General features: G+C 70.8%; 21 protein-coding genes and 1 tRNA gene. 17 read left to right on the top strand and 5 right to left on the bottom strand.

From position 1 onward, the window contains the following. The first annotated feature begins 80 nt into the window (after nt 1–80). The 8 genes from AC1DYZ_RS01850 (at nt 81) to topA (ending at nt 10517) form a co-directional block, all read left to right on the top strand. Nucleotides 81–1763, top strand: a complete 1683-nt coding sequence (locus AC1DYZ_RS01850; protein ID WP_477063527.1) for an ABC transporter substrate-binding protein — start codon at nt 81–83, stop codon at nt 1761–1763. 93 nt (nt 1764–1856) lie between these two features. Further along, nucleotides 1857–2966: an ABC transporter ATP-binding protein gene (locus AC1DYZ_RS01845; protein ID WP_477063526.1), complete on the top strand. Its 1110-nt coding sequence runs from the start codon at nt 1857–1859 to the stop codon at nt 2964–2966. Then, the gene (locus AC1DYZ_RS01840) at nt 2963–3940 is read left to right on the top strand and encodes an ABC transporter permease (protein WP_456823987.1); all 978 of its coding nucleotides are present in this window, start codon (nt 2963–2965) and stop codon (nt 3938–3940) included. Before AC1DYZ_RS01845 ends, AC1DYZ_RS01840 begins: the two co-directional genes overlap by 4 nt. Nucleotides 3941–3943: 3 nt before the next feature. Then, the gene (locus tag AC1DYZ_RS01835) at nt 3944–4936 is read left to right on the top strand and encodes an ABC transporter permease (RefSeq protein ID WP_477063525.1); all 993 of its coding nucleotides are present in this window, start codon (nt 3944–3946) and stop codon (nt 4934–4936) included. Further along, complete coding sequence (locus AC1DYZ_RS01830; protein ID WP_477063524.1) at nt 4933–6033, top strand: ABC transporter ATP-binding protein; 1101 nt, start codon at nt 4933–4935, stop codon at nt 6031–6033. Before AC1DYZ_RS01835 ends, AC1DYZ_RS01830 begins: the two co-directional genes overlap by 4 nt. 328 nt (nt 6034–6361) lie before the next feature. After that, a complete protein-coding gene (locus AC1DYZ_RS01825) occupies nt 6362–6709 on the top strand; it encodes a hypothetical protein (protein ID WP_477063523.1) in 348 nt (115 codons plus the stop codon). Between the two features lie 63 nt (nt 6710–6772). Further along, nucleotides 6773–7720 (top strand): phosphatase PAP2 family protein, encoded by a 948-nt coding sequence (locus AC1DYZ_RS01820; RefSeq protein ID WP_477063522.1) that lies wholly within the window; start codon nt 6773–6775, stop codon nt 7718–7720. A gap of 70 nt (nt 7721–7790) precedes the next feature. Beyond that, entirely contained in the window at nt 7791–10517 is a 2727-nt protein-coding gene (topA, locus tag AC1DYZ_RS01815; RefSeq protein WP_477063521.1) for a type I DNA topoisomerase, read from the top strand. Between the two features lie 3 nt (nt 10518–10520). Here the strand turns inward: topA and AC1DYZ_RS01810 are convergent, their stop codons facing one another. After that, the gene (locus tag AC1DYZ_RS01810; RefSeq protein WP_477063520.1) at nt 10521–10979 is read right to left on the bottom strand and encodes a hemerythrin domain-containing protein; all 459 of its coding nucleotides are present in this window, start codon (nt 10977–10979) and stop codon (nt 10521–10523) included. Between the two features lie 38 nt (nt 10980–11017). On the opposite strand from AC1DYZ_RS01810, the gene AC1DYZ_RS01805 reads away from it, so the two are divergent. The 8 genes from AC1DYZ_RS01805 (at nt 11018) to AC1DYZ_RS01770 (ending at nt 22000) form a co-directional block, all read left to right on the top strand. After that, nucleotides 11018–12025: a Gfo/Idh/MocA family protein gene (locus AC1DYZ_RS01805; RefSeq protein WP_477063519.1), complete on the top strand. Its 1008-nt coding sequence runs from the start codon at nt 11018–11020 to the stop codon at nt 12023–12025. 36 nt (nt 12026–12061) lie between these two features. Continuing rightward, nucleotides 12062–12703: a dTMP kinase gene (gene tmk, locus AC1DYZ_RS01800; RefSeq protein ID WP_477063518.1), complete on the top strand. Its 642-nt coding sequence runs from the start codon at nt 12062–12064 to the stop codon at nt 12701–12703. Further along, nucleotides 12700–13839: a DNA polymerase III subunit delta' gene (locus AC1DYZ_RS01795; protein ID WP_477063517.1), complete on the top strand. Its 1140-nt coding sequence runs from the start codon at nt 12700–12702 to the stop codon at nt 13837–13839. Before tmk ends, AC1DYZ_RS01795 begins: the two co-directional genes overlap by 4 nt. Before the next feature lie 92 nt (nt 13840–13931). Continuing rightward, nucleotides 13932–15500, top strand: a complete 1569-nt coding sequence (locus AC1DYZ_RS01790; protein ID WP_477063516.1) for an alpha/beta hydrolase — start codon at nt 13932–13934, stop codon at nt 15498–15500. Between the two features lie 50 nt (nt 15501–15550). Further along, nucleotides 15551–16051, top strand: a complete 501-nt coding sequence (locus AC1DYZ_RS01785; protein WP_477063515.1) for a hypothetical protein — start codon at nt 15551–15553, stop codon at nt 16049–16051. 80 nt (nt 16052–16131) lie between these two features. Further along, nucleotides 16132–16204, top strand: a tRNA-Thr gene (locus tag AC1DYZ_RS01780). An 845-nt stretch (nt 16205–17049) separates the two neighbouring features. Next, complete coding sequence (locus AC1DYZ_RS01775) at nt 17050–19713, top strand: winged helix-turn-helix domain-containing protein (RefSeq protein ID WP_477063514.1); 2664 nt, start codon at nt 17050–17052, stop codon at nt 19711–19713. 1030 nt (nt 19714–20743) lie between these two features. Then, entirely contained in the window at nt 20744–22000 is a 1257-nt protein-coding gene (locus AC1DYZ_RS01770; RefSeq protein WP_477063513.1) for a ricin-type beta-trefoil lectin domain protein, read from the top strand. A 286-nt stretch (nt 22001–22286) separates the two neighbouring features. On the opposite strand, the gene AC1DYZ_RS01765 is transcribed toward AC1DYZ_RS01770, so the two are convergent. From AC1DYZ_RS01765 to AC1DYZ_RS01750, 4 genes are read right to left on the bottom strand one after another with little or no spacing between them, the layout of a single operon-like run. Then, nucleotides 22287–22991: an alpha/beta fold hydrolase gene (locus tag AC1DYZ_RS01765; protein ID WP_477063512.1), complete on the bottom strand. Its 705-nt coding sequence runs from the start codon at nt 22989–22991 to the stop codon at nt 22287–22289. A gap of 29 nt (nt 22992–23020) precedes the next feature. Continuing rightward, entirely contained in the window at nt 23021–23401 is a 381-nt protein-coding gene (locus AC1DYZ_RS01760) for a cupin domain-containing protein (RefSeq protein WP_477063511.1), read from the bottom strand. 24 nt (nt 23402–23425) lie between these two features. Next, nucleotides 23426–24322, bottom strand: coding sequence for an alpha/beta fold hydrolase (locus AC1DYZ_RS01755; protein ID WP_477063510.1), 897 nt, complete (start codon nt 24320–24322; stop codon nt 23426–23428). Nucleotides 24323–24346: 24 nt separating this feature from the next. After that, entirely contained in the window at nt 24347–25186 is an 840-nt protein-coding gene (locus AC1DYZ_RS01750; protein ID WP_477063509.1) for an alpha/beta fold hydrolase, read from the bottom strand. A 137-nt stretch (nt 25187–25323) separates the two neighbouring features. On the opposite strand from AC1DYZ_RS01750, the gene AC1DYZ_RS01745 reads away from it, so the two are divergent. Then, nucleotides 25324–25683 (top strand): response regulator, encoded by a 360-nt coding sequence (locus AC1DYZ_RS01745; RefSeq protein WP_477063508.1) that lies wholly within the window; start codon nt 25324–25326, stop codon nt 25681–25683. Nucleotides 25684–25702: the final 19 nt, after the last annotated feature.

Genomic DNA, 25702 nt, shown 5'->3' with positions numbered 1-25702 from the left:
CCGACGAGATCCGCAGTCCCGTCGGGCCGGGACCAGAAGTGAACGACCCGCAGTTCCGACATCAGTGCAAGGAGGCACTCGTGAGAATCCGCAAGCTCTCGACGGTGGTCGCTACGGCAGCCACCCTCGCGTTGCTCGCTACCGCCTGCTCCGGCGGCGGGGGCAGCAGCGACGACTCGTCCGGCGGTACCGGTGGCGCCTCGGACAAGATCCTGACGATCGGCATGCCGAACGGCCCGCAGCAGCCCAACCAGAACCCGCTCGCGACCGGCTCCGCGTCGCTCTCGCTCGGGTACGCGTTCGCGGTGTACGAGTCGCTCATGCAGGTCAACGAGCTCAAGCCGACGGACCCCCCGACGCCCTGGCTCGCCGAGTCCGTCGAGTGGAACGCCGACTCGACGCAGGCCGTCATCACCGCTCGCGACGGCGTCAAGTGGTCGGACGGGACGGACTTCACCGCCGACGACATCGCGTACTCGATCCAGCTCCGCAAGGACAACAAGGAGCTGAACACCGACTTCCCCGACCAGTACGGCGACATCACCGTCGACGGCAACAAGGTCACGGTGAACTTCGTCTCGGGTCAGTACGTCAACCGCGACAAGCTGCTCAAGCTCCTCATCGTCCCGAAGCACCTGTGGGACGGCCAGGACCCCGTCAAGTGGACCGACGACGAGATGGTCGGTACCGGCCCGTTCAAGCTCAAGTCGTTCACGCCGCAGTCGGTGACGCTGGAGCCCAACACGGACTACTGGGGCACCAAGCCGCTCGTCGGCACGCTCCGGTACGACACGTTCAACGACAACGCGGGCCTGACCACCGCCCTCACCACCGGTGAGGCGCAGTGGGGCTGGACGTTCATCCCGGACTACGAGAACACGTTCATCGCCAAGGACCCCGACCACTTCCACCAGGTGGCGGGCGGTGGCTTCGGCGTCGACGTGCTCTACCTGAACAACGGGACGAAGCCGTTCAACGACGTGGCGTTCCGCACGGCGCTGAACATGGTCGTGGACCGCTCGGACATCTCGGAGACCGCTGGCTACGGCGTGTGGCCGCAGATCAAGAGCGTGACCGGCCTGCCGCAGCCCTCGGGTGACGCGTTCATCTCGGACGCGTACAAGGACAAGGAGCTGTCGGTCGACGTCGACGGGGCCAAGCAGGTCCTCACCGACGCCGGCTACACGTGGGACGGCGACGCCCTGGTGGACCCGGACGGCGAGAAGGTCACCTTCAAGCTCCAGAACCCGACCGGCTGGACGGACTACCTGGACGCGCTCGGCATCATCGGCGAGGGTGCCAAGGCGCTCGGCGCCGAGGCCACGGTCGAGGGCGTCGTGCAGGACACGTGGTTCAACGACATCATCCCCTTCGGCAACTTCCAGGCCTCGCTGCACTGGACCGACGGTGGCTCGACGCCGTGGAACATGTACTCCAACATCATGGACGGCGCGTCCTACGTGCCGCTCGGTGAGTCGGCGACCTGGAACTTCGGTCGCTACCAGAACGACGAGGTCACGACCGCACTGGCCGACTACAAGGCCGGCACCACGGACGAGGACCGCGCCGCTGCCCTGGACGTCGTCCAGAAGCACTTCGTCGAGGACGTCCCGGGCCTGGTCATCTGGTCCCGCCCGGCCGTCGCGCAGTACTCGACGGCCAACTACACGGGCTTCCCCACCGATGAGGACCCGTACGCGAACCCGCAGCCGACGGGTCCGCAGGCCGCACTGATCCTGTCGAAGCTCAAGCCGTCCAACTGAGCTCTGACGAGATGACGCGTGGTGCGGCGGGCGAGTACCCACTCGCCCGCCGCGCCCCGCGCCCGGCCCGCACTCTCCGACCAAGGTGATCCGATGACCTCCCCTCAGGCAGTGCCCCCCGATGACGCGGACGCCCCCGTCCTGCAAGCCATCGACCTGCGCAAGCACTTCCCCGTCCGCGGCTTCCGCTCGCACAAGGTCGTGCACGCGGTCGACGACGTGAACCTCTCGCTCTACCGCGGCAAGGTCGTCGCACTGGTGGGGGAGTCGGGATCCGGCAAGTCCACGATCGCCCGGCTGCTCGCGCAGCTGATGCCCGTCACGGGCGGACAGATCCTCCTGCACGGGCAGGATGCGACGGCGAAGAACCGTCGGGCGTTCGGCGCCTACGTGCGCCGGGTCCAGATGATCTTCCAGGACCCGTTCGGGTCGCTGAACCCCGTCCACACCGTGCGCTACACGCTCACCCGCAGCCTGAAGATCCACCGCGGCCGGCTGCGCGGTGTCGAGCTAGAGGCGGCGCTCGAGGAGCTGCTGGACCGCGTCCAGCTGCGCCCGGCCGCCCGCTACATCGACAAGTTCCCGCACGAGCTCTCGGGCGGGCAGCGCCAGCGCGTCGCCATCGCTCGCGCGCTCGCGGCGGACCCCGAGGTGCTGCTGGCCGACGAGCCGATCTCCATGCTCGACGTGTCGATCCGGCTCGGGATCCTCAACCTGCTGCGCGACCTGCGCGATCGTCTGCAGCTCGCGATCCTCTACATCACGCACGACATCGCGTCGGCCCGCTACTTCGCCGACACGACGATGGTCATGTACGCCGGCCGCGTCGTGGAGACGGGGGACTCCGAGTCCGTCACGCAGGACCCGAAGCACCCCTACACGCAGCTGCTCGTGCGCTCCGCGCCGGACCCGGACGACCTCGAGGCCCGCGCCCGCGGCGCCCGCGGCGAGGCGCCGAGCCTGGTCGCGCCGCCCAGCGGGTGCCGGTTCAACCCGCGCTGCCCGTTCGCCAACGACGTGTGCCGCACCGAGGTGCCGCCGCTCATGGCCGTCGGCGAGGGCCGCGAGGCCGCCTGCTGGGGCTACGCCGACCGCCCGGACCGCCCGTCGCTGGGCTCGGTGCTGGACGCGTACGGCGAGCGTCCTCGGGTGGAAGAGGCACTGCTGGCCGTCGTCGAGGCGTCGAAGGAGGCCGACCGATGAGATTCGTCGCGCGACGCGTCGTGTTCTACCTGATCACCGCCTGGGCGGCGATCACCATCAACTTCTTCATCCCGCGGATCATGCCGGGCGACCCCGTGAGCGCCCTGATCGCCAAGAACCAGGGCCGGATCAGCCCCGACGCCGCCGAGGCGCTGCGCACGCTGTTCGGGCTGGACGCGAACATGTCGCTGTGGGACCAGTACGTCGAGTACTGGCGGCTGCTGCTGCACGGCAACCTCGGCATCTCGTTCACGTACATGACGCCGGTAATCGACGTCATCAAGCAGGCGCTGCCGTGGACCATCGGGCTCGTCGGCATCGCCACGCTCATCAGCTTCACCATCGGCACCCTCGTGGGCATGGGGATCGGCTGGCGCCGCGGCACCTGGGCCGACGGCCTGCTGCCCCTGTCGACGTTCTTCTCGTCGGTGCCGTACTTCTGGCTCGCCCTGATCGCCATCTCGCTGTTCTCGGTGACGCTCGGCTGGTTCCCGGCGAGCGGCAGCTACGACCGCAGCATGGTGCCCAACCTGTCGTGGGAGTTCATCGGGTCCGTCATCTACTACGGGTTCCTCCCGGCGATGACGATCGTCGTGTCGTCCATCGCGGGCTGGATGCTCGGCATGCGCAACATGATGGTGACCGTGTCCTCGGAGGACTACGTGACCGTCGCGCAGGCCAAGGGCCTCAAGGAGCGGTCCGTGCAGATGGGCTACGCCGCCCGCAACGCGATCCTGCCGCAGGTGTCCAGCTTCGCGCTGTCGCTCGGCTTCATCGTCGGCGGCACCCTGGTCATGGAGATCGTGTTCTCGTACCAGGGCATCGGCTACTACCTGTTCAGCGCGGTCAACGCGAAGGACTACCCCCTCATGCAGGGCTGCTTCCTGGTGATCACCTTCGCGGTGCTGCTCGCCAACATCCTGGCCGACTTCGCCTACGGCGTGCTCGACCCCCGCACGCGACAGGAGGGCTGACACATGACTGTCGAAACCTCGATCTACGAGGACCTCGAGATCGCGCCGGACGCCACGCCCCCGCGGGCCGGCAAGCGTCGGTTCCTGTTCATGCGGAACACCAAGGCGCTCACCGGCCTGGTGATCCTCGGGTTCTTCTTCCTCATCGCGCTCATCGGGCCGTGGATCGCGCCGTACGACCCGAACCAGCGCAGCAAGGCGATCCTGCAGCCCCCGTCGTGGGAGCACCTCATGGGCACCACGCACCAGGGGCAGGACATCATGAGCCAGCTGATCCTGGGGACGCGAAGCGTGCTGGTGGTCGGCTTCGTGGCCGGCACCGTGGCGACCGTCATCGGCGTGATCGTCGGCGTGACCGCGGGCTACATCGGGGGCTTCGGCGACGAGGGCCTGTCCGCGCTGTCCAACGTCTTCCTCGTGATCCCGCAGCTGCCGCTCATCATCATCATCGCCGGGCAGCTGCCCTCGGCCGGCGGTCTGACCGTCGCGCTGGTGATCGCCGCGACCGGCTGGGCCTGGGGTGCGCGCGTGCTGCGGGCGCAGACCCTGTCGCTCCGTAAACGGGACTTCGTCGAGGCCGCGCGGGCCAACGGCGAGAGCACGTGGCGGATCATCACCGCGGAGATCCTGCCCAACCTCACCGCGATCATCGCGGCGGGCTTCGTCGGCACCGTCGGGTTCGCGGTCCTGTCACAGATCACGCTGTCGTTCGTCGGCATCACGCCGACCAACGAGTGGAACTGGGGCACGGTTCTGTACTGGGCGCAGGCCCAGCTGGCCCTGCAGCGCGGCGCGTGGTGGTGGTTCGTGCCCGCGGGCCTCCTCATCGCCCTGCTCGGCACGGCGCTCGCGCTCGTGAACTTCGGCATCGACGAGTTCGTCAACCCGCGCCTGCGGTCGGTGGGCCTCAACGCCCGGACCATGCGCCAGCGCAAGATCCGTCCCCGCATCGGCTTCACGCCGGTCGTCTACGAGGCCAAGGAGGATCGTTCATGAGCGCCGTGGCTGCCCAGCGCGCGTTCCGGGCGAACGCCGCCGCCACCGACCCCGTGCTCGAGATCAAGAACCTCTCGGTCGACTACGGGTACGACGACGACCCGACGCACGTGCTGCGTCAGGTCTCGCTCACGCTGAACCGCGGCGAGGTGCTCGGCCTGGCGGGCGAGTCGGGCTGCGGCAAGTCGACGCTCGCCTACGCGGCGACCCGGCTGCTGCCGCCGCCGGGCCTCATCACGGGCGGCGAGGTCATCTTCACCGACCGGTCCGGTCAGAAGACCGACATCCTCACCCTCAACGACAACGAGCTCCGCGCCACCCGGTGGCAGGACCTCGCGATCGTGTTCCAGGGCGCGATGAACTCGCTCAACCCGGTGTTCCGGATCGGGCGGCAGATCGCCGACGCCATCACCGCGCACCTCCCGGGCGTGAGCAAGAAGGAGGCCCTGGAGCGGGCCGGCGGGATGCTCGAGCTCGTCGGCATCTCCGCGGACCGGCTGCGGGACTACCCGCACCAGCTGTCCGGCGGCATGCGGCAGCGCGTGATGATCGCGATGGCGCTGGCGCTGGACCCGCAGGTGCTGATCATGGACGAGCCGACGACGGCCCTCGACGTGGTCATGCAGCGGCAGATCGTCGAGCAGATCGCGGAGCTGCGGGACCGGCTCGGGTTCTCGGTCATCTTCATCACCCACGACGTGTCGCTGCTCATCGAGATCGCCGACCGCATCGCGATCATGTACGCCGGCGAGATCGTCGAGGACGCCTCGGCGCAGGACATGTACCGACGCCCGCGGCACCCGTACTCCGACGCGCTCCTGCACTCGTTCCCGCCCCTGCGCGGTCCGCGGCGCGAGCTCTCCGGCATCCCTGGCTCACCCCCGGACATGTCGAACCTGCCCTCGGGCTGCCCGTACCGGGACCGCTGCGCGCACGCGTTCGACGCCTGCGCCGTGGTGACCCCGGAGCTCGTCGCGCCCCTGGTCGAGGGCGACGACCCCCGCCGGTCGGTCGCGTGCCTGCTGCACGACCCGCAGGCCGTCGTGGCGGCCGGCTTCGAGCCGAAGCCCGTGCCCGTGGAGCTCACGCTCCGCTGACCCCGATCCCCGCCCCGTCCCGGGACCTCTGCCGCGGCCGCCCTCTCCACGGGGTGGCGCGCCACCCGGGGCGGGGCGGCTGGGTGCGCTACCGCTCCGTGCGGCGCCGGAACCTGCCGCACGTGGTGCGGGTGGGGCTGCTGGGGCGTCCGCGGAGGCACCCCCGTCACGCCAGCCCTCAGTGCGGCAGGGTCGGACGGTTCGCGGCAGCGCCCGGAGGTGCACAGGTAAAGAGCCGGTCACGTCCAGGTAGTCCACAGCGCGCGTGGGTGAAGTGGGTGTTGAGCACGTGGAGCACCACGTGACCGACAGAGCCGGGAGGCCCGCCATGAGCACGGTGACCGCTGCAGTACCGATCGGGGGCATGCCGCCCGCCCCCGCCTGGCTCACCGCCAACGTGCGGCCGGCCGGGTCGTTCGGGCGGGCCGACGTCGGGCGGCTGCGCGCGCTGCTGGGCGCACTGTCGGGGTCGGCGTCGCTGGTGGTGCTCGACCTGGCGGCGGTGAGCCTGCGCAGCGGGCGGGCGGCCGACGCCATCGACGAGGCCGGCTGGGAGCTCGAGCGCCGCGGCGGGTGCCTGCTCTGCATCAACGCCGACGAGGACGTGCGGGCGCGGCTGGGCGGGTGCAGGCACGCGGTGGTGGTCGGCCCGGACGAACCGTCGCCCGCGCCGTGAGACACCTGACCGGACCCTGGCACTGGGTCCGGTCCGGACGCCCGGGTGACCTACCGTGGTCCGGTGAGCGACACGCCCGTCATCCCCGCGCCCGTGCGGCCAGCACCGGCCGCCCGGGACCGGCGTGGGGTGGTCGTCGCGGTCGCGCTGCTGGTGGCGGTGCTCTCGTTCGCGGGCGTGTACGTGCTGTGGCGGGTGTTCGTCGACACCCTCGCCGGTCAGGAGGTCGAGAACGCGGCCCTGCAGGGGGCGGCGTACGGGCAGACGCAGCTGTGGCGGGTCGCCGAGCGCGTGCTGGACGTGGTCTCGGTCGGGTTCATCGCGATCGTGCTCATCGCGGCGATGCTCATCGCCGCGCTGCGCCGTCGGTGGTCGCTCGCCCTGCAGGTCGCGGTGCTGATGATCGGCGCCAACCTCACCACGCAGCTGCTGAAGAACGGCGTGTTCTACCGGCCCGAGCTCGGCGTCGAGGCGTCGTACGGCAACACGCTGCCCAGCGGCCACACCACGGCGGCCGCGTCCGTCTCCGCGGCGCTGCTGCTCGTGGTCCCGCCGCGGGTGCGGCCCTGGGCCGCGGTGTTCGGTGCGGGGTACACGACGGCGACGGGCGTCTCGACGCTCATCGGGCAGTGGCACCGGCCGTCGGACGTCGTCGCGGCGGTGCTCGTCGTCCTCGCGTGGACCGCGATCGCCTGCGCCCTGGTCGCCCTCACGCCCGCCCGCGCGTCGACCGCKACCGGTGCGCTGCGGCTGGCCGGGGACCCGCCGCCGACGCCCGCGACCATGCGGGCGGTCGTCGCGGGCCTGCTCATCGTCGGTGCCGCGGCGGGCGCCTCGGCCGTCGTCGCACTGTCGCACACGTGGCAGAACCGGGCGGATCTCGAGGCTCGAGCCGAGCAGGTCACCGCCTATCTCGGGGGTGCCGCGGGTGCGCTGATGGCGGCGTGCGTGGCGTTCGCGATCATGCTGGTGCTGCGGCAGGCCGCGTCGTCGCGATTGCCGCGGGCTTGACGGGACGCCGTAGAGTCCCCAACGTCGCGCGGGTCGTCCGGCCCGTCGAAGTCTGAGAAGGGCAAGACCGATGTCTGCAGGGCGCAAGCTCGTGATCGTGGAGTCGCCTGCCAAGGCGCGCACGATCGCCGGGTACCTCGGCGAGGGGTACGACGTCGAGGCGAGCGTCGGGCACATCCGCGACCTGCCCCAGCCCTCGGAGCTGCCCGCGGACATGAAGAAGGGCCCCTTCGGCAAGTTCGCGGTCGATGTCGACAACGGGTTCGCGCCGTACTACGTGGTCGACTCGGACAAGAAGAAGAAGGTCAGCGAGCTCAAGAAGCTCCTCAAGGAGTCGGACGAGCTCTTCCTGGCCACCGATGAGGACCGCGAGGGCGAGGCCATCGCCTGGCACCTGCTGCAGGAGCTCAAGCCCAAGGTCCCCGTCAAGCGCATGGTGTTCCACGAGATCACGCCCGAGGCCATCCAGCGGGCGCTCGCCAACACCCGCGAGCTGGACGACCGGCTGGTCGACGCCCAGGAGACACGGCGCATCCTCGACCGGCTGTACGGCTACGAGGTCAGCCCGGTGCTGTGGCGCAAGGTCCGCCAGGGCCTGTCCGCCGGGCGCGTGCAGTCCGTGGCCACGCGGTTGGTGGTCGAGCGCGAGCGCGAGCGCATGGCGTTCGTCGCCGCCGACTACTGGGACGTGACCGGGACGTTCGCCGTCGAGGACGCGGCCGAGCCGTCGTTCAGCGCACGCCTGACGTCCGTCGACGGGCAGCGCGTGGCCTCCGGTCGCGACTTCCTGGACAACGGGCAGCTGCGGGCCGCCGACGTCGCGCACCTGGACGAGGCCCGCGCGACCTCGCTGGTGGCCGGCCTGGCCGACTCCGCGTTCTCCGTCTCCTCGCTCGAGACCAAGCCGTACACGCGCCGCCCGGCCGCGCCGTTCACCACCTCGACCCTCCAGCAGGAGGCGTCGCGCAAGCTGCGGATGGCGTCGCGGCAGACCATGCGCACCGCGCAGGGGCTGTACGAGAACGGCTACATCACCTACATGCGTACGGACTCGTCCTCGCTGAGCGCGCAGGCGATCGACGCCGCGCGGCGGCAGGCGTCCGAGCTGTACGGCGCCGATTACATCCCGGACGCGCCCCGCGTCTACACCAGCAAGGCCAAGGGCGCGCAGGAGGCGCACGAGGCCATCCGCCCCGCCGGCGACCACTTCCGGACCCCCGCACAGGTGGCCAAGGAGCTGTCGGGCGACCAGTTCCGCCTCTACGAGCTGATCTGGAAGCGGACCGTCGCGTCCCAGATGGCCGACGCCCGCGGGCAGACCGCCTCGGTCCGCCTCGGGGCGACCGCCGCCGACGGCACCGACGTGCTGTTCTCCGCCTCGGGCACCGTCATCACGTTCCGCGGGTTCCTCGCGGCGTACGAGGAGGGTCGCGACGTGTCGCGGTACTCCGAGGACGCCGACGACGCTCCGGCGGCCGAGAAGGACGACGCCCGGCTGCCCAAGATGGCCGAGGGCGACCCGGTGTCCGCGTCCGACCTCACGGCCGACGGGCACCGGACCTCACCGCCGCCGCGCTTCACCGAGGCCTCGCTGGTCAAGGCGCTCGAGGAGCGCGGGATCGGCCGCCCGTCGACCTACGCCGCCACCATCTCCGTCATCCAGGACCGCGGGTACGTGACCGGTCGCGGGCAGGCGCTCGTGCCGTCGTGGCTCGCGTTCGCCGTGACGCGGCTGCTCGAGGAGAACTTCGACTGGCTGGTCGACTACGACTTCACGGCCGAGATGGAGGAGGACCTCGACGCCATCGCCGCCGGCGACAAGGACCGGGTGGCCTGGCTGTCGCGGTTCTACTTCGGCGACGGCTCGGGCAACGAGGAGGGCGAGGGCCTGCGGGACCTCGTCGCCAACCTCGGGGAGATCGACGCCCGCGAGGTCAACTCGATCCCGATCGGCGAGGGCATCGTCCTGCGCGTCGGCCGGTACGGCCCGTACCTCGAGGACTCGGCCGCCGAGCCCGGCGAGGACGGCAACCCGCGCCGCGCGTCGGTGCCCGAGGAGCTGGCGCCCGACGAGCTGACCGTCGCCAAGGCCCGCGAGCTGCTGGAGACGCAGCCCGAGGGCGACCAGGTGCTGGGCACCGACCCCGTCGCCGGCACGCCGATCGTCGCGCGCAACGGCCGGTACGGCCCCTACGTGACCGAGGTCCTGCCGGACCCCGAGATCGACACGTCGCTGTCGGCCGCCGCCCAGAAGCGCGCGCTCGCCGCGGCGCCCAAGCCGCGGACGGCCTCGCTGTTCAAGTCGATGTCGCTGCAGTCGGTGACGCTGGACGACGCGCTCATGCTCCTGTCGCTGCCGCGCGTGGTCGGCGTCGACCCCGAGACCGGCACGGAGATCACGGCGCAGAACGGTCGCTACGGGCCGTACCTGAAGAAGGGCACGGACTCGCGGACGCTCGCGTCCGAGGAGGCGCTCTTCACGACGACCCTCGACGAGGCGCTCGCCATCTACGCGCAGCCCAAGCGCGGCCGAGGGGCGACGGCGGCGCCGCCGCTGCGCGAGCTGGGCGACGACCCGACGTCGGAGAAGCCGATCACGGTGAAGGAGGGTCGCTTCGGCGCCTACGTCACCGACGGGGTCACCAACCGGACCCTGCCGCGCGACCTCACGCCCGAGTCGATCACGCGCGAGCAGGCCGTCGAGCTGCTGGCCGAGAAGCGCGCGTCCGCTCCCGCGAAGAAGAAGGCGCCCGCGCGTCGCGCCCCCGCCAAGGCCAAGGCGACGACCAAGAAGTAGCGCTCAGCCGAACAGGTCCTCGCGCGTCAGCGCCGGGTCGTCGAGGCCGTCGAGCGCCGCGACGATCGCGCGTTCCTCCCAGCGGAAGTGCGACTCGAGGATCGCGCCGAGCCCGTCGATCTCGCGGCGCGCCCCGGCCGGGTCGTCGTCAGCCGTCCGCAGGATCTCCTCGATCCGCTGCAGGATCGCCGCGACCACGAGGTGGTCGCGCGCGAGGCCGTCGAGCGTGTCCCGCAGCTCGGGGTGCTGCGCCGCGAGCGTCGGGAACGCCGTGCGGTCCTCACCGGTGTGGTGGCGACCGACCGCGCCGCAGAAGGCGACGCAGTGGCTGCGCAGCTCGGGCGTCAGCGTGGCGTGCTCGTCGAGACCGTCGCGCAGGCGGTCGAGCTCGTCGCGCAGCCTGTCGTGCACCTCGACCAGCTGCTGGCCCCAGGCGGTCAGACGGTCGGGGACGGAGGGCACACCGCAACAGTGCCGCACACCGCGCTAGGTTGTCGCCCATGGCCGACCGCGCGCAGGACCCTCGCACCGCTCCGCCGATCCGCTGGGGCATCCTCGGCGCCGGGAACATCGCCGCGACGTTCGCCGCGGCCGTGAACGCGCACACGCGCGCGCAGCTGGTCGCGGTCGGCTCGCGCAACCGGGACCGCGCCCAGCGGTTCGCCACGGCCCACCACATCCCGACCACGCACGTGGGCTACCGCGAGCTGGTCGAGGACGCGCAGGTGGACGCGGTCTACATCGCGACGCCGCACTCCGAGCACAAGGAGCAGGCGCTGCTCGCCATCCGCGCCGGCAAGCACGTGCTCGTCGAGAAGGCCTTCACGCGCAACGCGGGCGAGGCCGAGGAGGTCTTCGCCGCCGCCCGCGAGGCCGGCGTCTTCGTCATGGAGGCGATGTGGACGCGGTTCCTGCCGCACGTCTACGCGCTGCACCAGGTGATCGACGCTGGGGAGATCGGCGAGATCATCAACATCTCCGCGGACCACGGCCAGGCGTTCGCCTTCGACCCGAACAGCCGACTGTTCGATCCCACGCTCGCGGGTGGGGCGCTGCTCGACCTCGGCGTCTACCCGGTCTCGTTCGCGCACGACTTCCTCGGCGTGCCGGACGCGGTGCAGGCCGTCGGGCAGCTGACCTCGACGGGCGTCGACGGCCAGATCTCGATCGTGCTCTCCTACGGCGAGCGCACGCAGGCGACGCTGTCGACGACGATGTGGGCCAAGACGCCGACCATGGCGCACATCTCGGGCACCGAGGGCAACATCGTGGTCAAGGGCAGCTTCTACGGCCCGACGTCGTTCCACGTGCAGCGCCTGGACGGTCGCGTGTGGGAGTTCGACCAGCCGGGCACCAAGGGGTTGCAGTACGAGGCCGCCGAGGTGGCCCGCCAGGTCGCGCTCGGCGCCACGGAGAGCCCGCGGATGACGTGGGACCACACGCTCGAGGTGCTCCGGACCATGGACACGATCCGTTCGCTCATCGGGGTCAGCTACCCGGGCGAGTGAGCGGGGGTGTCGGCGTCGGCGGCTACCCTGACGCACGTGACCTCGCCCGACGCCCCCATCCACGCGGGACTCTTCGTCTCCCTCGAGGGTGGCGACGGCGCCGGCAAGTCCACGCAGGCGCGCCTGCTCGGTGACTGGCTGACGGGCCTGGGTCGGGAGGTCGTGCTGACCCGGGAGCCGGGCGGCACCGAGCTCGGGCTGCTCCTGCGCGACGCGGTCCTGCACGGTGACCACGTCGACGCCCGGACCGAGGCGCTGCTGTACGCCACCGACCGCGCGCACCACGTCGCCTCGCTCGTGCGCCCCGCGCTCGCCCGCGGCGCGGTCGTCGTCACGGACCGCTACCTCGACTCCTCCGTCGCGTACCAGGGCAGCGGCCGGGACCTGGGGGCCGACGAGGTCGAGCGGCTCTCCCTATGGGCCGTCGACGGACTGCTACCGGCCCTCACCGTGCTGCTGGACCTCGACCCCGTCGCCGGCAAGGCCCGGCTGACGGGGGACCCCGACCGGCTCGAACGGGCCGGCGACGAGTTCCACCGCCGCACGCGCGAGGCGTTCCTGGGCCGCGCGGAGGCGGAGCCCGGGCGCTGGCTGGTGCTGGACGCGACGCGACCCGTCGACGAGCTGGCCGCGGCGATCCGCGAGCGCGTCGCCAGCGTGCTGGGAATCGCGCCGTGACGAGCGTCTGGGACGACGTCGTCGGGCAGGAGCCGGCGGTCGAGGTGCTGCGCCACGCGATCGAGGACCCGGCCGCCATGACGCACGCCTGGCTGCTCACCGGCCCTCCGGGCTCGGGGCGGTCCAACGCGGCGCGCGCGTTCGCCGCGGCGCTGCAGTGCGCGACCGGCGGGTGCGGTGTCTGCCACGACTGCACGACCACCCTGCGCGGCCTGCACCCCGACGTCACCGTCGTCGCGACCGAGGGCGTCTTCATCCGCGCCGAGACCGCCCGCCCGCTCGTGGAGCTCGCGCAGCGGTCGCCGTCCCAGGGTCGGCACCGCGTCATCATCATCGAGGACGCCGACCGCCTGAACGACACGAGCGGCAACTCCCTGCTCAAGGCGATCGAGGAGCCCGCCGGGCGCACGGTCTGGGTGCTCTGCGCGCCCAGCCCGCAGGACGTGCTGGTGACGATCCGGTCCCGCTCGCGGTCCGTGGCGCTGCGCGTGCCGCCGGTCGACGCCGTCGCGGCCCTGCTGGTGTCCCGGGACGGCATCGATCCCGCGGTCGCGGCGATCGCGGCCCGCGCCGCGCAGAGCCACGTGGGCATCGCGCGACGGCTCGCGAGGGACCCCGAGGCCCGCGCCCGCCGGAGGGCGGTGCTCGGCATCGCGGCGAAGATCCGGGGCGTCGGGGACGCGGTGCTGGCCGCCGGCGAGCTCGTCGAGACCGCGCAGGCCGACGCGAAGGCCGCCACCGAGCAGCGCGACGCCGACGAGCGCGCGGAGCTGCTCCGCTCCCTGGGAGCCGAGGGTGCGGCGACCCTGCCGCCGGCGCTGCGCACCCAGGTCCGCCAGCTCGAGGAGGACCAGAAGCGGCGGGCCACCCGGTCGCAGCGCGACGTCCTCGACCGGGCCATGGTCGACCTGCTCTCGCTCTACCGCGACGTGCTGGTCGTGCAGCTGGGCGCCGGCGTCGAGCTGGTGAACATCGAGCACGAGGAGTCCGTCCGCACCCTTGCGGAGGCGAGCACGCCCGAGCAGACCCTGCGGCGCATGGATGCGGTCGGGCAGGCCCGTACCCGGCTCGCGGGCAACGTCGCGCCGCTGCTCGCCGTGGAGGCGATGGCGGTGGCTCTGCGCCCGCAGGGCTGAGTGCGGCGCCCTCTGTGCAGATCGGGTGATGGGTGCGTGCCCCGAGCGGCAGACGGGCAGGGAGGCGCAGGATCGGCGGCTACCGTGTGCGCATGCCGTTCTCCGACCGCCCCGTCGCGCCCTCAGGCGCCACGCGCGACCGACGGCACCGCCTCGTCGCACTCCTCGCCGTCGCCGCCGTCCTGCTCGCCGGGTGCGTGTCGCCCAAGAACCAGGCGGCCGGCCCGACCCCCGGAGCGACGACAGAGTCGCCGTCCGCGGAGGCCACGGGCGACCTCGGTCGGTACTACGGGCAGCAGCTCGAGTGGACCACGTGCGACGAGGGGGAGTGCGCGACGGCGCAGGTCCCGCTCGACTACGCCGACCCCACCGGAGACTCGATCGGGATCGCGCTGGCCCGCAGCAGGGCGACGGGCGGTGAGCCGCTGGGCTCGCTCCTGCTCAACCCGGGTGGCCCCGGCGCGTCGGGCGTCAGCTTCCTCGCGCAGGCCAAGGGCATGGTCGGCGAGGACGTCCAGCGGCAGTACGACCTCGTGGCGTTCGACCCCCGCGGCGTCCAGCGCTCCGACCCGGTCCAGTGCGTCGACGGCCCGACCCTCGACCAGCTCACCGCGACCGACCCCGACTACTCGACCGACGCCGGCATCCAGGCGGTCATCGACGCCTACGGCGAGCTCGGCGCGGCCTGCCTGCAGAACACGGGTCCGCTGCTCGGGCACGTCGACACCGTGAGCGCGGCGCGCGACCTCGACGTGCTGCGCGCGGCCCTGGGCGACGACAAGCTCGCCTACCTCGGCTTCTCCTACGGCACCGAGCTGGGCGCCACCTACGCAGCCCTCTTCCCCGAGAAGACCGGCCGCCTGGTCCTCGACGGGGCGCTGCCCCCCACGCTGACGTCCACCGAGGCGTCGGAAGGCCAAGCCGTCGGCTTCGAGAACGCCCTGCGCGCCTACATCGCGGACTGCCAGGCCGGGCCCAAGTGCCCGTTGACCGGGTCGGTCGACGACGGGCTCGCGCAGGTCCGCGGCCTGCTCGACCGCGCGCGGGTCAACCCGCTGCCCACCAGCAGCGGCCGGGACGTCACCAGCTCGCTCGCGTTCTACGGCATCGCCCTCCCGCTGTACGCCAAGTCCTACTGGCCCTACCTCACGCAGGCCCTGACCGAGGCGCTCAAGCAGAACGACGGCACGACGCTCCTCGCGCTCGCCGACCAATACTCCGACCGCGGCCCCGACGGCACCTACACGACGAACTCCATCGTGGCGTTCGACGCGATCAACTGCGTGGACGACCGCGGCAACGCCGACTTCGCCGCGATGCGCGCCGAGGCCGCCCAGATCGAGGCGGTCGCGCCGACGGTCGGGTCGTTCTTCGGCTACGGCGCCACGCTGTGCGCGAAGTGGCCCGTGCCCGAGGTCGGCGGCCTCGACTCGTACGCGGCCGAGGGCGCTGCGCCCATCCTCGTCGTCGGCACCACCAACGACCCCGCGACGCCCTACAAGTGGGCCGAGCAGCTGGCCGACCTGCTGTCGTCCGGTGTGCTGCTGACGTACGAGGGCGAGGGGCACACGGCCTACGGCTCCTCCAACGACTGCATCGCGAACGCGGTGGACGCGTACCTGCTCTCCGGCACCGTCCCCGCGGAGGGCACGCGCTGCTGACGGGCTCCTCTCCGGTTGCCGGGGGCATGTCGGCAGGCCACCGTGAGGGCATGTCTCTTGTTCGCTCCCTCGACCTGTCCGGAGGCCCGGCCCGGCGACGCCCGAGCGCGGGGCTCGTGGTGCGGTCGGCGCTGCTCGGCTGGGCTGCCGGCGCGCGCTCGTCACTCGGACCCGGCGCACCCACGATCACCGGCGGACGCGGCCCTCTCGTCCGCACGGGCGCGGCGTTCGCCGTCGCCGGCGAGGTGATCGCGGACAAGCTGCCCACCGCGCCGAGCCGCCTCGAGCACGGCGGTCCGTTGATCCGCGCGGCGGGCGGAGCCGCCGGTGCGACGATGCTCGCCGCCCGCGACCACGCGCGCCCGCTCGTCCCCGTCATCGCCGGGGCCGTCGGCGGGCTGGCCGGCACGTACGGCGGTGTTGCGTGGCGCGCGTGGGCCACCGGCCGGATGCCGGACTGGCGCGCGGCTGTCGCCGAGGACGCCGTCGCCCTGGCCCTGGCCGCGATCGCATGTGCCCCGGGACGCCCGGTCCGGACGCTCGAGGCGTGACGCCAGGCGCTCGCTTTGGAGGGCCGGGGTTCCTCCGGGTACAGTAAGCGGGCTCGCCGGGGACCACGGTTCCCGACGACGCCGCCTTAGCTCAGTCGGCAGAGCGTCTCACTCGTAATGAGAAGGTCAAGAGTTCGATTCTCTTAGGCGGCTCCGCGCCGAAGGCCCCGTGACCAGCGGAAACGCTGGGACGGGGCCTTTGTCTTTGGGGCGCGCAATGACCGCTCGGTGCCAAGTTGGTCGCCAAGTGGTATCCAATTGTGGGCGCGCGAGCGCCTCGTAGCGCTTCTCGTCGGCCGGCGCGCATCGCCCTGACCTGCAGGAACGTACGCCACGGCCCGCCGCGGCCTGACCTTCTCACGCCAGGTGAGAAGGTCAGGCCGCGGACGAGCAGCGCCGTGCTGCCGATTCGCATCCGTGGCGCTCCGGCGTCGGCCCAGATGTAGCCAAGGAAGCCGATACCCAGCGCCAGAAGTACCCTCCCGCGCGGGTCGTTCCCGGGGTCCGCGGACACGCCCTGCTCGGCGGCGAACCCGATGACGGGCATCGCGAGCCACGGACCGATCCGCCCGGTGCGGCGCATCAGTCTGCGGATCATTGACTCACCGCCCGACCAGAACCCCGGACCGGCCCCGAGGGCCTCCGCCTGCTGGTTCTGCGTTCGGACTACCTGCGTGGGGGCAACCCGCGACTGCTGGGCTGGTGCCGAGCCGTACGCCGGCGTCGAGGCGGCCTGTACGAAGACCGGCGGCTCCGCGGGAGCGCTGGGGGCTGCCTGGACCGACTGCAACCTGGAGGATCGACGCGGGCGCGAGACCGCCAGGGCCGTCACCACCCCATCGGCCGGTCGGACCGACGCGGCCGCCGGGTGCCCGTCGGCCGCGACCGGTCCGGGGCACCCGGATCGCGTCGAGCAGCGGCAGGCACATCGGCGCGTCACCGCCTTGACCAGGACCAATGGGGGTCGCGTGCCTGACTGTCCGGCGCCATGATGGAGTGTGGCCGGGCTTCCGTCTGGGACAGTCTCGATGTTGTTCTCCGACGTCGAGCAGTCGACGCTGTTGTTGGCGCGGTTGGGGCGGGCGTATGAGCAGGCTCTGGATGGTTTCCGAACCGCGCAGCGCGCTGCATGGGCAAGATTCAACGGCGTCGAGATGGGCACCGAGGGCGACAGCTTCTTTGTGGTGTTCTCGGCCGCGGAGGCTGCGGTCGCGGCTGCTGTGGAGGCGCAACGTGCTCTTGTTGCCCGAGACTGGCCGGAAGGGGAGCAGATTCGGGTTCGGATGGGTATCCACACTGGCAGTCCGCGGATCTTCGACGACGGTTATGTTGGCGTCGATGTCCACCGTGCCGCGCGGATCGCCGCGGCCGCGCACGGCGGCCAGGTAGTGACCTCTGATGCCACCGCCAACCTCGTCGCCCGGAGCCTGCCCGCGGGCGTGACCCTGAGAGACCTCGGCGCGCACCGGCTCAAGGACCTGAATCTGCCCGAGCATCTGTATCAGTTGTTAATCCCGGGTACCCCGGAGCAGTTTCCACCGCTGAGGTCGGTGGGGACGATCTCGAGCCTGCCGATAGCGACCACACCGCTGCTCGGGCGTGACATTGAGGTGGGCGGGGTAGCGAGGCTGCTGCAGGATCAAGAGGTGCGGCTGGTCAGCCTGACCGGGCCGGGGGGGTCGGGAAAGACCCGGCTGGCGGTCGCGGCCGCCCGAGCCGTCGCGGACGGTTTMCCGGACGGGGTGTTCTTCGTGCCGTTGGCCGCGGTCACGACCGCCGATGTGATCTGGGGCAGCATCGCAGGAGCGATGGACCTGGCGGCTGGTGATGGTGTCCTGCCGGCATTGTCCGCCGGCGTGGCAGGCCTGCACGCGCTGCTGGTGCTGGACAACCTTGAGCAGATTGACGGGGCCGATACGGCGGTGGCGACCCTGCTGCGGGAGGCGCCGGGCGTGGTGGTGTTGGCGACCTCGCGCCGACCGCTGCATCTGACCAGTGAGCATCAGTACGCGGTGGCGCCTCTGTCGTTGCCGGCCGCGGACACGCTCGACGGGGCCGAGGCGTCCGCTGCGGTGCAGCTGTTCGTCGACCGGGCCCGAGCGGTGCGCGCCTCGTTCGCGCTGACCGTCGACAACGCCGCGGACGTGTCCGAGATATGCCGGCACTTGGACGGTCTGCCCTTGGCAATTGAGCTAGCCGCCGCCCGGTCCAAGTTGCTTGGCCCACGTGCGCTGCTGAGCCGGTTGGACCAGGCGCTCGACTTGCGCGGCACCGATGCTGACCGGCCGACCCGTCAGCAGGCCATGCGGGACACCATCGACTGGTCGTATCGCGCGCTGCCCGCAGCCCAGCAGGCGCTGTTTCGCCGGTTGGGCGTGTTCGCGGGCGGCGCTGATCTCGACGGGCTGGCCGCGGTCTACGGCGTCGACACCATCGGAGACCGCGACCTGATCGATGTGGTCGCCGACCTGGTCGACGCCAGCCTGATCACCGTCACTGAGGACGATGAGGGCGAGCCCAGATTCACAATGATGGAGACGATGCGGGTATTCGCCCTCGAGAGCCTCGAGCACGCCGGCGAGCTCACCGCCGTGCGGCTCCGGCACGCCACGCACTTCGCCGACGTGGCCGCCCAGCTGGACTGGCGACTGACATGGGCCACCCGCGAGCACATGATCCGCTGCAACCGCCGGTTCCTTCGGGAGCAGAACAACTTCCGGGAAGCCCTGGCCTGGGCCACGTCCCCTCCGTCCCGACCCGCCGCCCCCAATGCTCAGGGCGCAGAGCACGCCGCGCTCGGTCTAGCGCTACTCGTCGGGCTGGGGGGGTTATGGAGGGAGTACGACGCGGCCGAGGCCCGGCGCTGGCTCGAGGCCGTCCTTGAGTGTGCAGGCTCTGACGAAAGTGCTGAATATGGTCAGTGCCTCTACGCCTACGCGTACACCTGGATGGATCGAGGGGACCTGTCCCGGGCTCACGAGGTCGCGCAAAGCAGCCTGACGATGCTGCGGACTCTGGACACCGCCGAGTTCGCGTGGGCTCTGGTGTGCCTTAGCGACATCGAATCCAGCCTCGGCCACATGGATGAGAGCCGACAGGCATCCCAGGAGGCCGCGCACCTCGCCCGAGGCCTGGACGACCACCTCCTGCTAGGCAACGCGCTCGACCGCCTGGCCTACCTGGAGGGAATCAATGACCACTGGGAAGCCTCCCTGGAACTGTTTCAGGATGCGCGCCTGGCGTACGAGAACGGCGGTTTGCACTACCTGCCCGTCGTGGACCACAACATCGCCGGCGCGGTTTGGAAGCTCGGCCGCGTCAACCAGGCTCATCAGCTGATGTCGACGCAGCTTCAGCACGAGGCCCGCGACCTCCGTCCGGGCTTGCTTGTGTGGATGATCGAGGATTACGCCGGCGTTCTCGCCGACGTCGGTTACGCCAAGTTCGTAGCCGTGCTGCTGGCCGCGTGCGGCGTTGCACGCGATCGATTGGGTTTCCGCCCAGACCGTCGGGCTGAGCGCGGGATCTCTGAAGCCCGAACCACCGCGGAGTCGGCGCTCTCCGCCACCGAATGGGCCGACGCCCACGCGCGCGGACAGGGCATGACAGTCCTAGACGCGCTCGCCGAAGCGCTCGCGGCCACGACTGACCTCCGGATCTGAGTAGATCCCGAGCGCTCAGCCTCTGGCACCCCGCCGCGGGCTGGGTGCCAGGCTGGGTGCCAAGCCATGTGCGGTCGAGCGCATCGCGGTGGACGGCTCCGGACACGGCTTCCAGCCTGACCTGCACGGATCGACGCCCGCCGACACCGCCCGCACCCCTCGATCCACCCCGTAATGAGAAGGTCAAGAGTTCGATTCTCTTAGGCGGTTCACGCTCAAAGGTCCCGTGACCAGCGGAAACGCTGGGACGGGGCCTTCGTCGGCAGACGCGCGACGAGCGCTTGGTGCCACAGTGGTAGCCACAATCGGGTGCTCGACGGGCTCGCAGAGCTGCCCGTCGGAAGCGGAGCACCCCCTGAACTGCAGAGACGACCGCAACAGTCGGCCGCGGACCGGTACGACATCTCACGCCAGATAAGAAGGTCATTGCCGCGCTTCTGGCGCTGAGCTGGACCTACGCCCAGGCGACTCGCGAGTGCATGAGCTCTTCGCCTCGGACGGGGCGACGCTTGGTCCGGTCATGGGCGCGGCCTCAGCGCAGCCCGCGGCCCCGCGCGGCCCAGCACCTTTCCGCGTCACCAGCGAGCCGTGTGATCCTGCGCGACAGCGGGTCACGAGCGACCTGCACTGCGTTTCAGGCCGTGACGGTTGACGCCATCGGGGTTCAGAGTGCGTCACCATCGCGACCGTGCCACATTGACCGGATCCGGACTGTTCACGTCAACATGCGTGAACCAGGCCCTGGCCCGCCCGGTGACAACGACGTCACTCCGCACAAGGAGGTGCCCTTTTGCGAACACCGTATTTTCGCGCGGCTCGCCCGGCCGCCGTGCTGGTCGCCGCTCTGACGGCTATAGGCCTGTCCATCCTGTCGGCCTCGGCATCAGAGGGACACGGGGACCCAGGACCAAAGCAGACCGACCACTCAGGTCGTCCCGTCGAGCCGCCACGCGGCGGCCCGGGATCCACCCAGGACTTCCGTGGCGTGAACTGGGCGGATCCGCGGGACAACTACGCCAGCGACGCCGTCGTGCCCAGCGGACTGGCTGTCACGGACAGCTATGAGCAGGTCTACTCGATCACGAACACCATGGTCGACGGATTCCGCACCAACCTTGGGGCGAACACGATCCGCCTGCCGATCAACCCGGCGAGCGTGGGGACGGCATGGTGGAGCTCGTACCGGGCCACGATCGACGCGGCGACCAGGGCTGGCGACAAGGTGATCCTGAGCTACTGGGAGGCCGACACCAGCAAGGACGGCCTGGTTGATGACGCCGCGGCCTGGAACTTGATGTGGGACACCGTCGTGGTCGCGTATGGCCACAACCCTCGGGTGTACTTCGAGCCCATGAACGAGCCGCACGGCTACACCCTCGACCAGTGGGTCGGTGTGGTCTCCGGGTGGCTGTCCCGCCATCACGAGGTCCCGTGTGGCCGCGTGGTTGTGTCGGGCACGGGCTATAACGACGACGTGACCGGTGTCGGCGCCGCAGAGCAGCTCCGTGGCACGCTGCTTTCGCTGCATTTTTATGGGTACTGGAACAGCTTCACGACGGAGGCGGAGTGGACGGCAGACCTCGTCCGCAGGCTCGGCACCTACACGAACCGGACGATCATCGACGAGGCGGGTTCGCCGATGACGATCGGGCTGAACTACGGCAACCACGAGGGGAACGTGTACACGGCCTACTTCGGGGCCCTGACCGACACCGCACGCGCCCTCCAGATGGGCATCGTGTATTGGCCCGGGCTGCGCACTGGTGACTCGTACTCGATCGAGTCGCTGACCACGGACGGCAAGCTCGTGGACAACAGCGCCAGTGGCGTCGCCCAGCTGCGATGGGGATGGGGACTGGGGCGTGTGTCGCCGGTCAACGACCTACCCCCGGCTCCTCCCGGGCAGCCCCTCAAAGGGGTCGCCTCTGGCAGGTGCGTCGACGTGCCAGGCTTCAGCACGACAGCAGGCACCCAGCTCGACCTGTGGGACTGCAACGGCGGTGGCAATCAGTCGTGGAATCTGTCCCCGGCCAAAGAGCTCACTGTCTACGCGAGCATGTGCATGAGCATCGGCGGTGACGGTGTCTCCGCCGGCTCCCCGGTCGTCATCCAGTCGTGCACCGGCTCGACGTCGCAGCAGTGGGATGTCAACGCCGACGGGACCGTGACGAATGTCGGTGAGCCGCAACTGTGCCTGGACGCCTCGGGCGCGGGTACCGGCAATGGCACGCCCGTCGACGTCTGGTACTGCAACGGCGCTAGCAACCAGGCCTGGACGCGCACCTGACCAGCGCTCACACAGGCTGATCTCCAGGCGGCCGCGGGATCAAGGCAAGTGATCCCGCGGCCGCCGCGTTGCTGGGCACATGCCGAGCTCACCGGTCGTCGTGTTCGAGCTTGGTCCGCCGTCCGGCTGGCGCGCGAAGCCGTGCGGGAGCCAACCTGGGTGCAAGTCCAACCCCGCCGAGGGCGCCCCGTGTGAGGGTGTCGGCCGAGCGGGCACCAAGCCGCGCGGTGGGCCGAGTCCGCCAGGTCTTCTCGCACAACGACTCGTGCGAGGTGCCAGGTCGCTGTCACGTCGTCGACGCGGCGGCCTCCAGTACGAGGTCCGCGACGTCGTCCGGATGCGAGATCCCGACGACATGGGAGGCCCCGGGGATCTGGATGGTTCGTCTGGCGCCGGCACGGTCGGCCATCACCTGGTGAGCGCCCGCGGGGATGTTGCGGTCGTTGGAGCCGAAGATGAACCAGCTCGGGACGGACTGCCACAGCGCCCGGTCGCCGAGGGGCTCGTTGAGGGCGACAGCCGTGACTGGACGCTGGGTGACCGCCATCGCGGCCGCCGTGTCCTCGTCCAGATCGGCACAGAACTGCTGGTGGTACCTAGCCTGATCGATGTAGAGGTCGACGCCGCCGGACCGGAGCGGAACCTCCACGAGCGTGTCAGCCAGGGTCGATCCCGGGGCCAGCGCCGACGCGTCCGCGGCGCTCTCGCCGGGCTGCAGGGCGAACCCGGCGACGTACACCGCGGCAGTGATGTCGCCGGCTCCGGGATCCACCGCGGTCAGCACAGCGCCGCCATAGGAGTGGCCGACCAGCACGATCGGGCCGTCCAGCGTCCGGAGGAGATCGGTCAGCGGTGCCGCGTCGGTCGCGACTCCGCGCAGCGGGTTGGCGTAGGCGATGACGCGGTGCCCGCCGGCGCGGAGCGGGCCGATCAGCCCGTTCCAGCTGTCGGAGTCAGCAAACGCGCCGTGCACGAGGACGACAGTGACCATGAGTGCTTCTCCTCGACTCTTGCGTGCGGTCAAGTCTCGAGCGTGGAGACCGGCTCGCCGGTCCGGACGATGTAGGTGGACAGCATCCTCCCCGTGTCCGGGCCGAGGTCGGTCGCGTTGTGGGGCACCCCGGGCGGGATGAGGAACCCGTCACCGGCGTTGAGGACCGTCGTGTCTCCGTCGCGACGTTCCATCCGCACCGTGCCGGCGACGATGTAGCCGACCTCCTCACCCGGGTGGTGATGCCATCCGGACGACACGTCGACGGGGATCTCGGTGAGCACCTGCACGATGTCCCGGCCGGGGATCGAGGAGGTGGCGTGCTGGATCTCGGTGCGCTTGAGGGTCCGGGTGAGCTCGTCACGGTCCAGCGGACCGGTGTCGCCCGCCTGTTCGGGTGTGGTGGTCACGGCGATGCCTCTCGTGGGTGCCAGTCAGGGTGTGGGGGTGTGGAGCAGCGCGAGCAGTTCCTGTGCCACCTCGTCGGGTTGGTCCTCCACGAGGAAGTGGCTGGCGTCGAGGCCGCGACCCCGGAGGTTCTCGGCCCACGGCGCCCAGACGGCAAGCACGTCGCCGTAGAACCGGGGTAGCGCCCCGGCCGCACTCCAGAGCACCAGGAACGGGATGGTGATCCGCCGACCGGCGGCGCGGTCGTCGTCGTCGTGCTGGCGGTCGATGCCGGCGCCGGCGCGATAGTCCTCGCAGATGCCGTGCACGACCGAGGGGTCGTCCAGGATCCGCCGGTAGACCCTCATCAGCTCGTCCGGATACCGGTCGGGGTGCCGGCCCAGGCCGAGGGCCCGGACGTGATGGTCGAAGAAGGCCGACGGGTTGCTGTTGATGAGGTCCTCGGGCAGCGGTTCGGGCTGAGCGAGGAAGGCCCAGTGCCAGTAGGTGACGGCCATGCGCGCGTCCGCTCGAGCCCACACCTCACCGGTCGGCACCACGTCGAAAGCCCCCGCTGCGGTGACCACGTCGGGGTGGTCCAAAGCCATCCGGTAGGCGATGCGCCCACCGCGGTCATGGCCGGCCACCGCGAACCGTTCGAGACCCAGCGCCGCCATCAGCTGGACCAGGTCGTTCCCGAGCGTGCGTTTGGAGTAGGCGCTGTGGTCGCCAGACGGGCCGGGCCGGAACGACTGGCCGTAACCGGGGAGGTCCACGACGACCACGGTGTGCTTCGCCGTCAGCTGGCCGGCTACCGCGTGCCACATGACGTGGGTCTGCGGGTAACCGTGCAGCAGCAGCACCGGCGGGCCGTCGCCGCCGACGCGGGTATAGATCGGGCCCCGGTCGACGTCGACCATCCGGGAGAGGAATCCGTCGAACATGTCATCACCGGGTTCGCGGATCGGTCACGACGGGTCGGCGAGGAACCGCAGCAGCTCGCGGTTCACCTCAGCGGTGTGGGTGACCGGGTGGATGTGCGGGCCGCCCTCGATCTCGACGTAGCGCGCGGCCGGAAGCGCGTCGTGCGCTCGACGCCCCTGCCCGTCGATGGACAGGATGCGGTCAGCGGTGCCGTGCATGATCAGGGCGGGCACGTCGACGCGGGCCAGGTCGGCCGTGAAGTCCTCGAGCCATCCCTGCGGGCACGCCCAGGTGGCATACGGGGAGGCGTCTGCACCGGCGGACCACATCGCCCGGACGGTGTCCGCGCTGACGAGGGTGCCCTGGTAGTCGTCGAGGTTGAGGAAGTTGTCCATCATCCCGGTCAGCCAGGCGAAGCGGTCGTCGAGGATCGCCTGCTGCACACCCTTCACCCCGGCCGCGTCGACACCCTTCGGGTTGTCCGGGCCCTGGGCGAACGTCGGCGTGAGGCTCTCGATGAACACCGCGCTGCGCAGCCGCTCGGTCCCGAACCGTCCGATGTATCGGGCGAGCTCGCCGGTCCCGAGGGAGAAGGCGACGATGCTCGCGTCGTGCAGGTCCAGGGTGCGCAGCACCGTGTCGAGATCGCCGCTGAGCGTGTCGAAGTCGTAACCCGTGGTCGCAGCGCTGGACCGGCCGAAACCTCGTCGGTCGTAGTTGACGACCCGGAACCCGGCGTCCAGCAGCGGGTGCAGCTGCGGTTCCCAGGATCTGCCGTCGAAGGGCCACCCGTGCAGCAGGACCACCGGTCGACCGCTGCCCTGATCCTCGTAGTAGAGCTCGACAGGCGCCGAGTTCTCTTCTCCGACTGCGATGGTTCCCATCGTCGCTCCTCGCTCGCGGTCCGTCGCTGAGGTCTTCGACGATGCTCCGCAGGCGTCGGGCGCGCGCGGGGGTCTACCGGAGAAAGTCTCCGGAGAACCCGACGGTCGCGCACGCCGCCCCGGTGGACGATGACCCGATGGCTGCCTCCGTGATGGTTGTGGATGACGACGACGGATTCCGCAGCCTGGCGACCAGGATTCTGGCCGACTGCGGGTTCCGTCCGGATAGTGAGGCGCGTAGTGTTTCGGATGCGTTGCAGCAGGTCACGCACCGAATTCCCGTTGTCGCAATCGTCGACATCGACCTTCCTGACGGAAACGGCCTGGAATTGAGCAAGCAGCTGACGGCTCCGCCGTGGAGCGTGCGCGTCGTCCTCGTCTCCGTGGACAGCGACGCCGCCACGCAGAAGGAGGCCACCGACGCGGGGGCGGTCGGGTTCCTCCCCAAGAGCGACCTGTCGTGCGCCTCGCTGCGCTCCCTGCTCGGCGACGGATGACGTGCGATGGACGCTGCGC

The sequence above is a fragment of the Cellulomonas sp. P1_C4 genome (assembly GCF_056406355.1).
The sequence above is the reverse complement of the archived record's forward strand: the minus strand, read 5'-3'. Positions and strand labels throughout refer to the sequence as shown.

Excerpts from the sequence above, each read along its gene's own strand:
- AC1DYZ_RS01845 (WP_477063526.1), top strand. The coding sequence starts at position 1,857 with ATGACCTCCCCTCAGGCAGTGCCCCCCGATGACGCGGACGCCCCCGTC.
- AC1DYZ_RS01840 (WP_456823987.1), top strand. The coding sequence starts at position 2,963 with ATGAGATTCGTCGCGCGACGCGTCGTGTTCTACCTGATCACCGCCTGG.
- AC1DYZ_RS01835 (WP_477063525.1), top strand. The coding sequence starts at position 3,944 with ATGACTGTCGAAACCTCGATCTACGAGGACCTCGAGATCGCGCCGGAC.
- AC1DYZ_RS01830 (WP_477063524.1), top strand. The coding sequence starts at position 4,933 with ATGAGCGCCGTGGCTGCCCAGCGCGCGTTCCGGGCGAACGCCGCCGCC.
- AC1DYZ_RS01825 (WP_477063523.1), top strand. The coding sequence starts at position 6,362 with ATGAGCACGGTGACCGCTGCAGTACCGATCGGGGGCATGCCGCCCGCC.
- topA (WP_477063521.1), top strand. The coding sequence starts at position 7,791 with ATGTCTGCAGGGCGCAAGCTCGTGATCGTGGAGTCGCCTGCCAAGGCG.
- AC1DYZ_RS01805 (WP_477063519.1), top strand. The coding sequence starts at position 11,018 with ATGGCCGACCGCGCGCAGGACCCTCGCACCGCTCCGCCGATCCGCTGG.
- AC1DYZ_RS01790 (WP_477063516.1), top strand. The coding sequence starts at position 13,932 with ATGCCGTTCTCCGACCGCCCCGTCGCGCCCTCAGGCGCCACGCGCGAC.
- AC1DYZ_RS01785 (WP_477063515.1), top strand. The coding sequence starts at position 15,551 with ATGTCTCTTGTTCGCTCCCTCGACCTGTCCGGAGGCCCGGCCCGGCGA.
- AC1DYZ_RS01765 (WP_477063512.1), bottom strand. The coding sequence starts at position 22,991 with ATGGTCACTGTCGTCCTCGTGCACGGCGCGTTTGCTGACTCCGACAGC.
- AC1DYZ_RS01755 (WP_477063510.1), bottom strand. The coding sequence starts at position 24,322 with ATGTTCGACGGATTCCTCTCCCGGATGGTCGACGTCGACCGGGGCCCG.
- AC1DYZ_RS01750 (WP_477063509.1), bottom strand. The coding sequence starts at position 25,186 with ATGGGAACCATCGCAGTCGGAGAAGAGAACTCGGCGCCTGTCGAGCTC.
- AC1DYZ_RS01745 (WP_477063508.1), top strand. The coding sequence starts at position 25,324 with ATGGCTGCCTCCGTGATGGTTGTGGATGACGACGACGGATTCCGCAGC.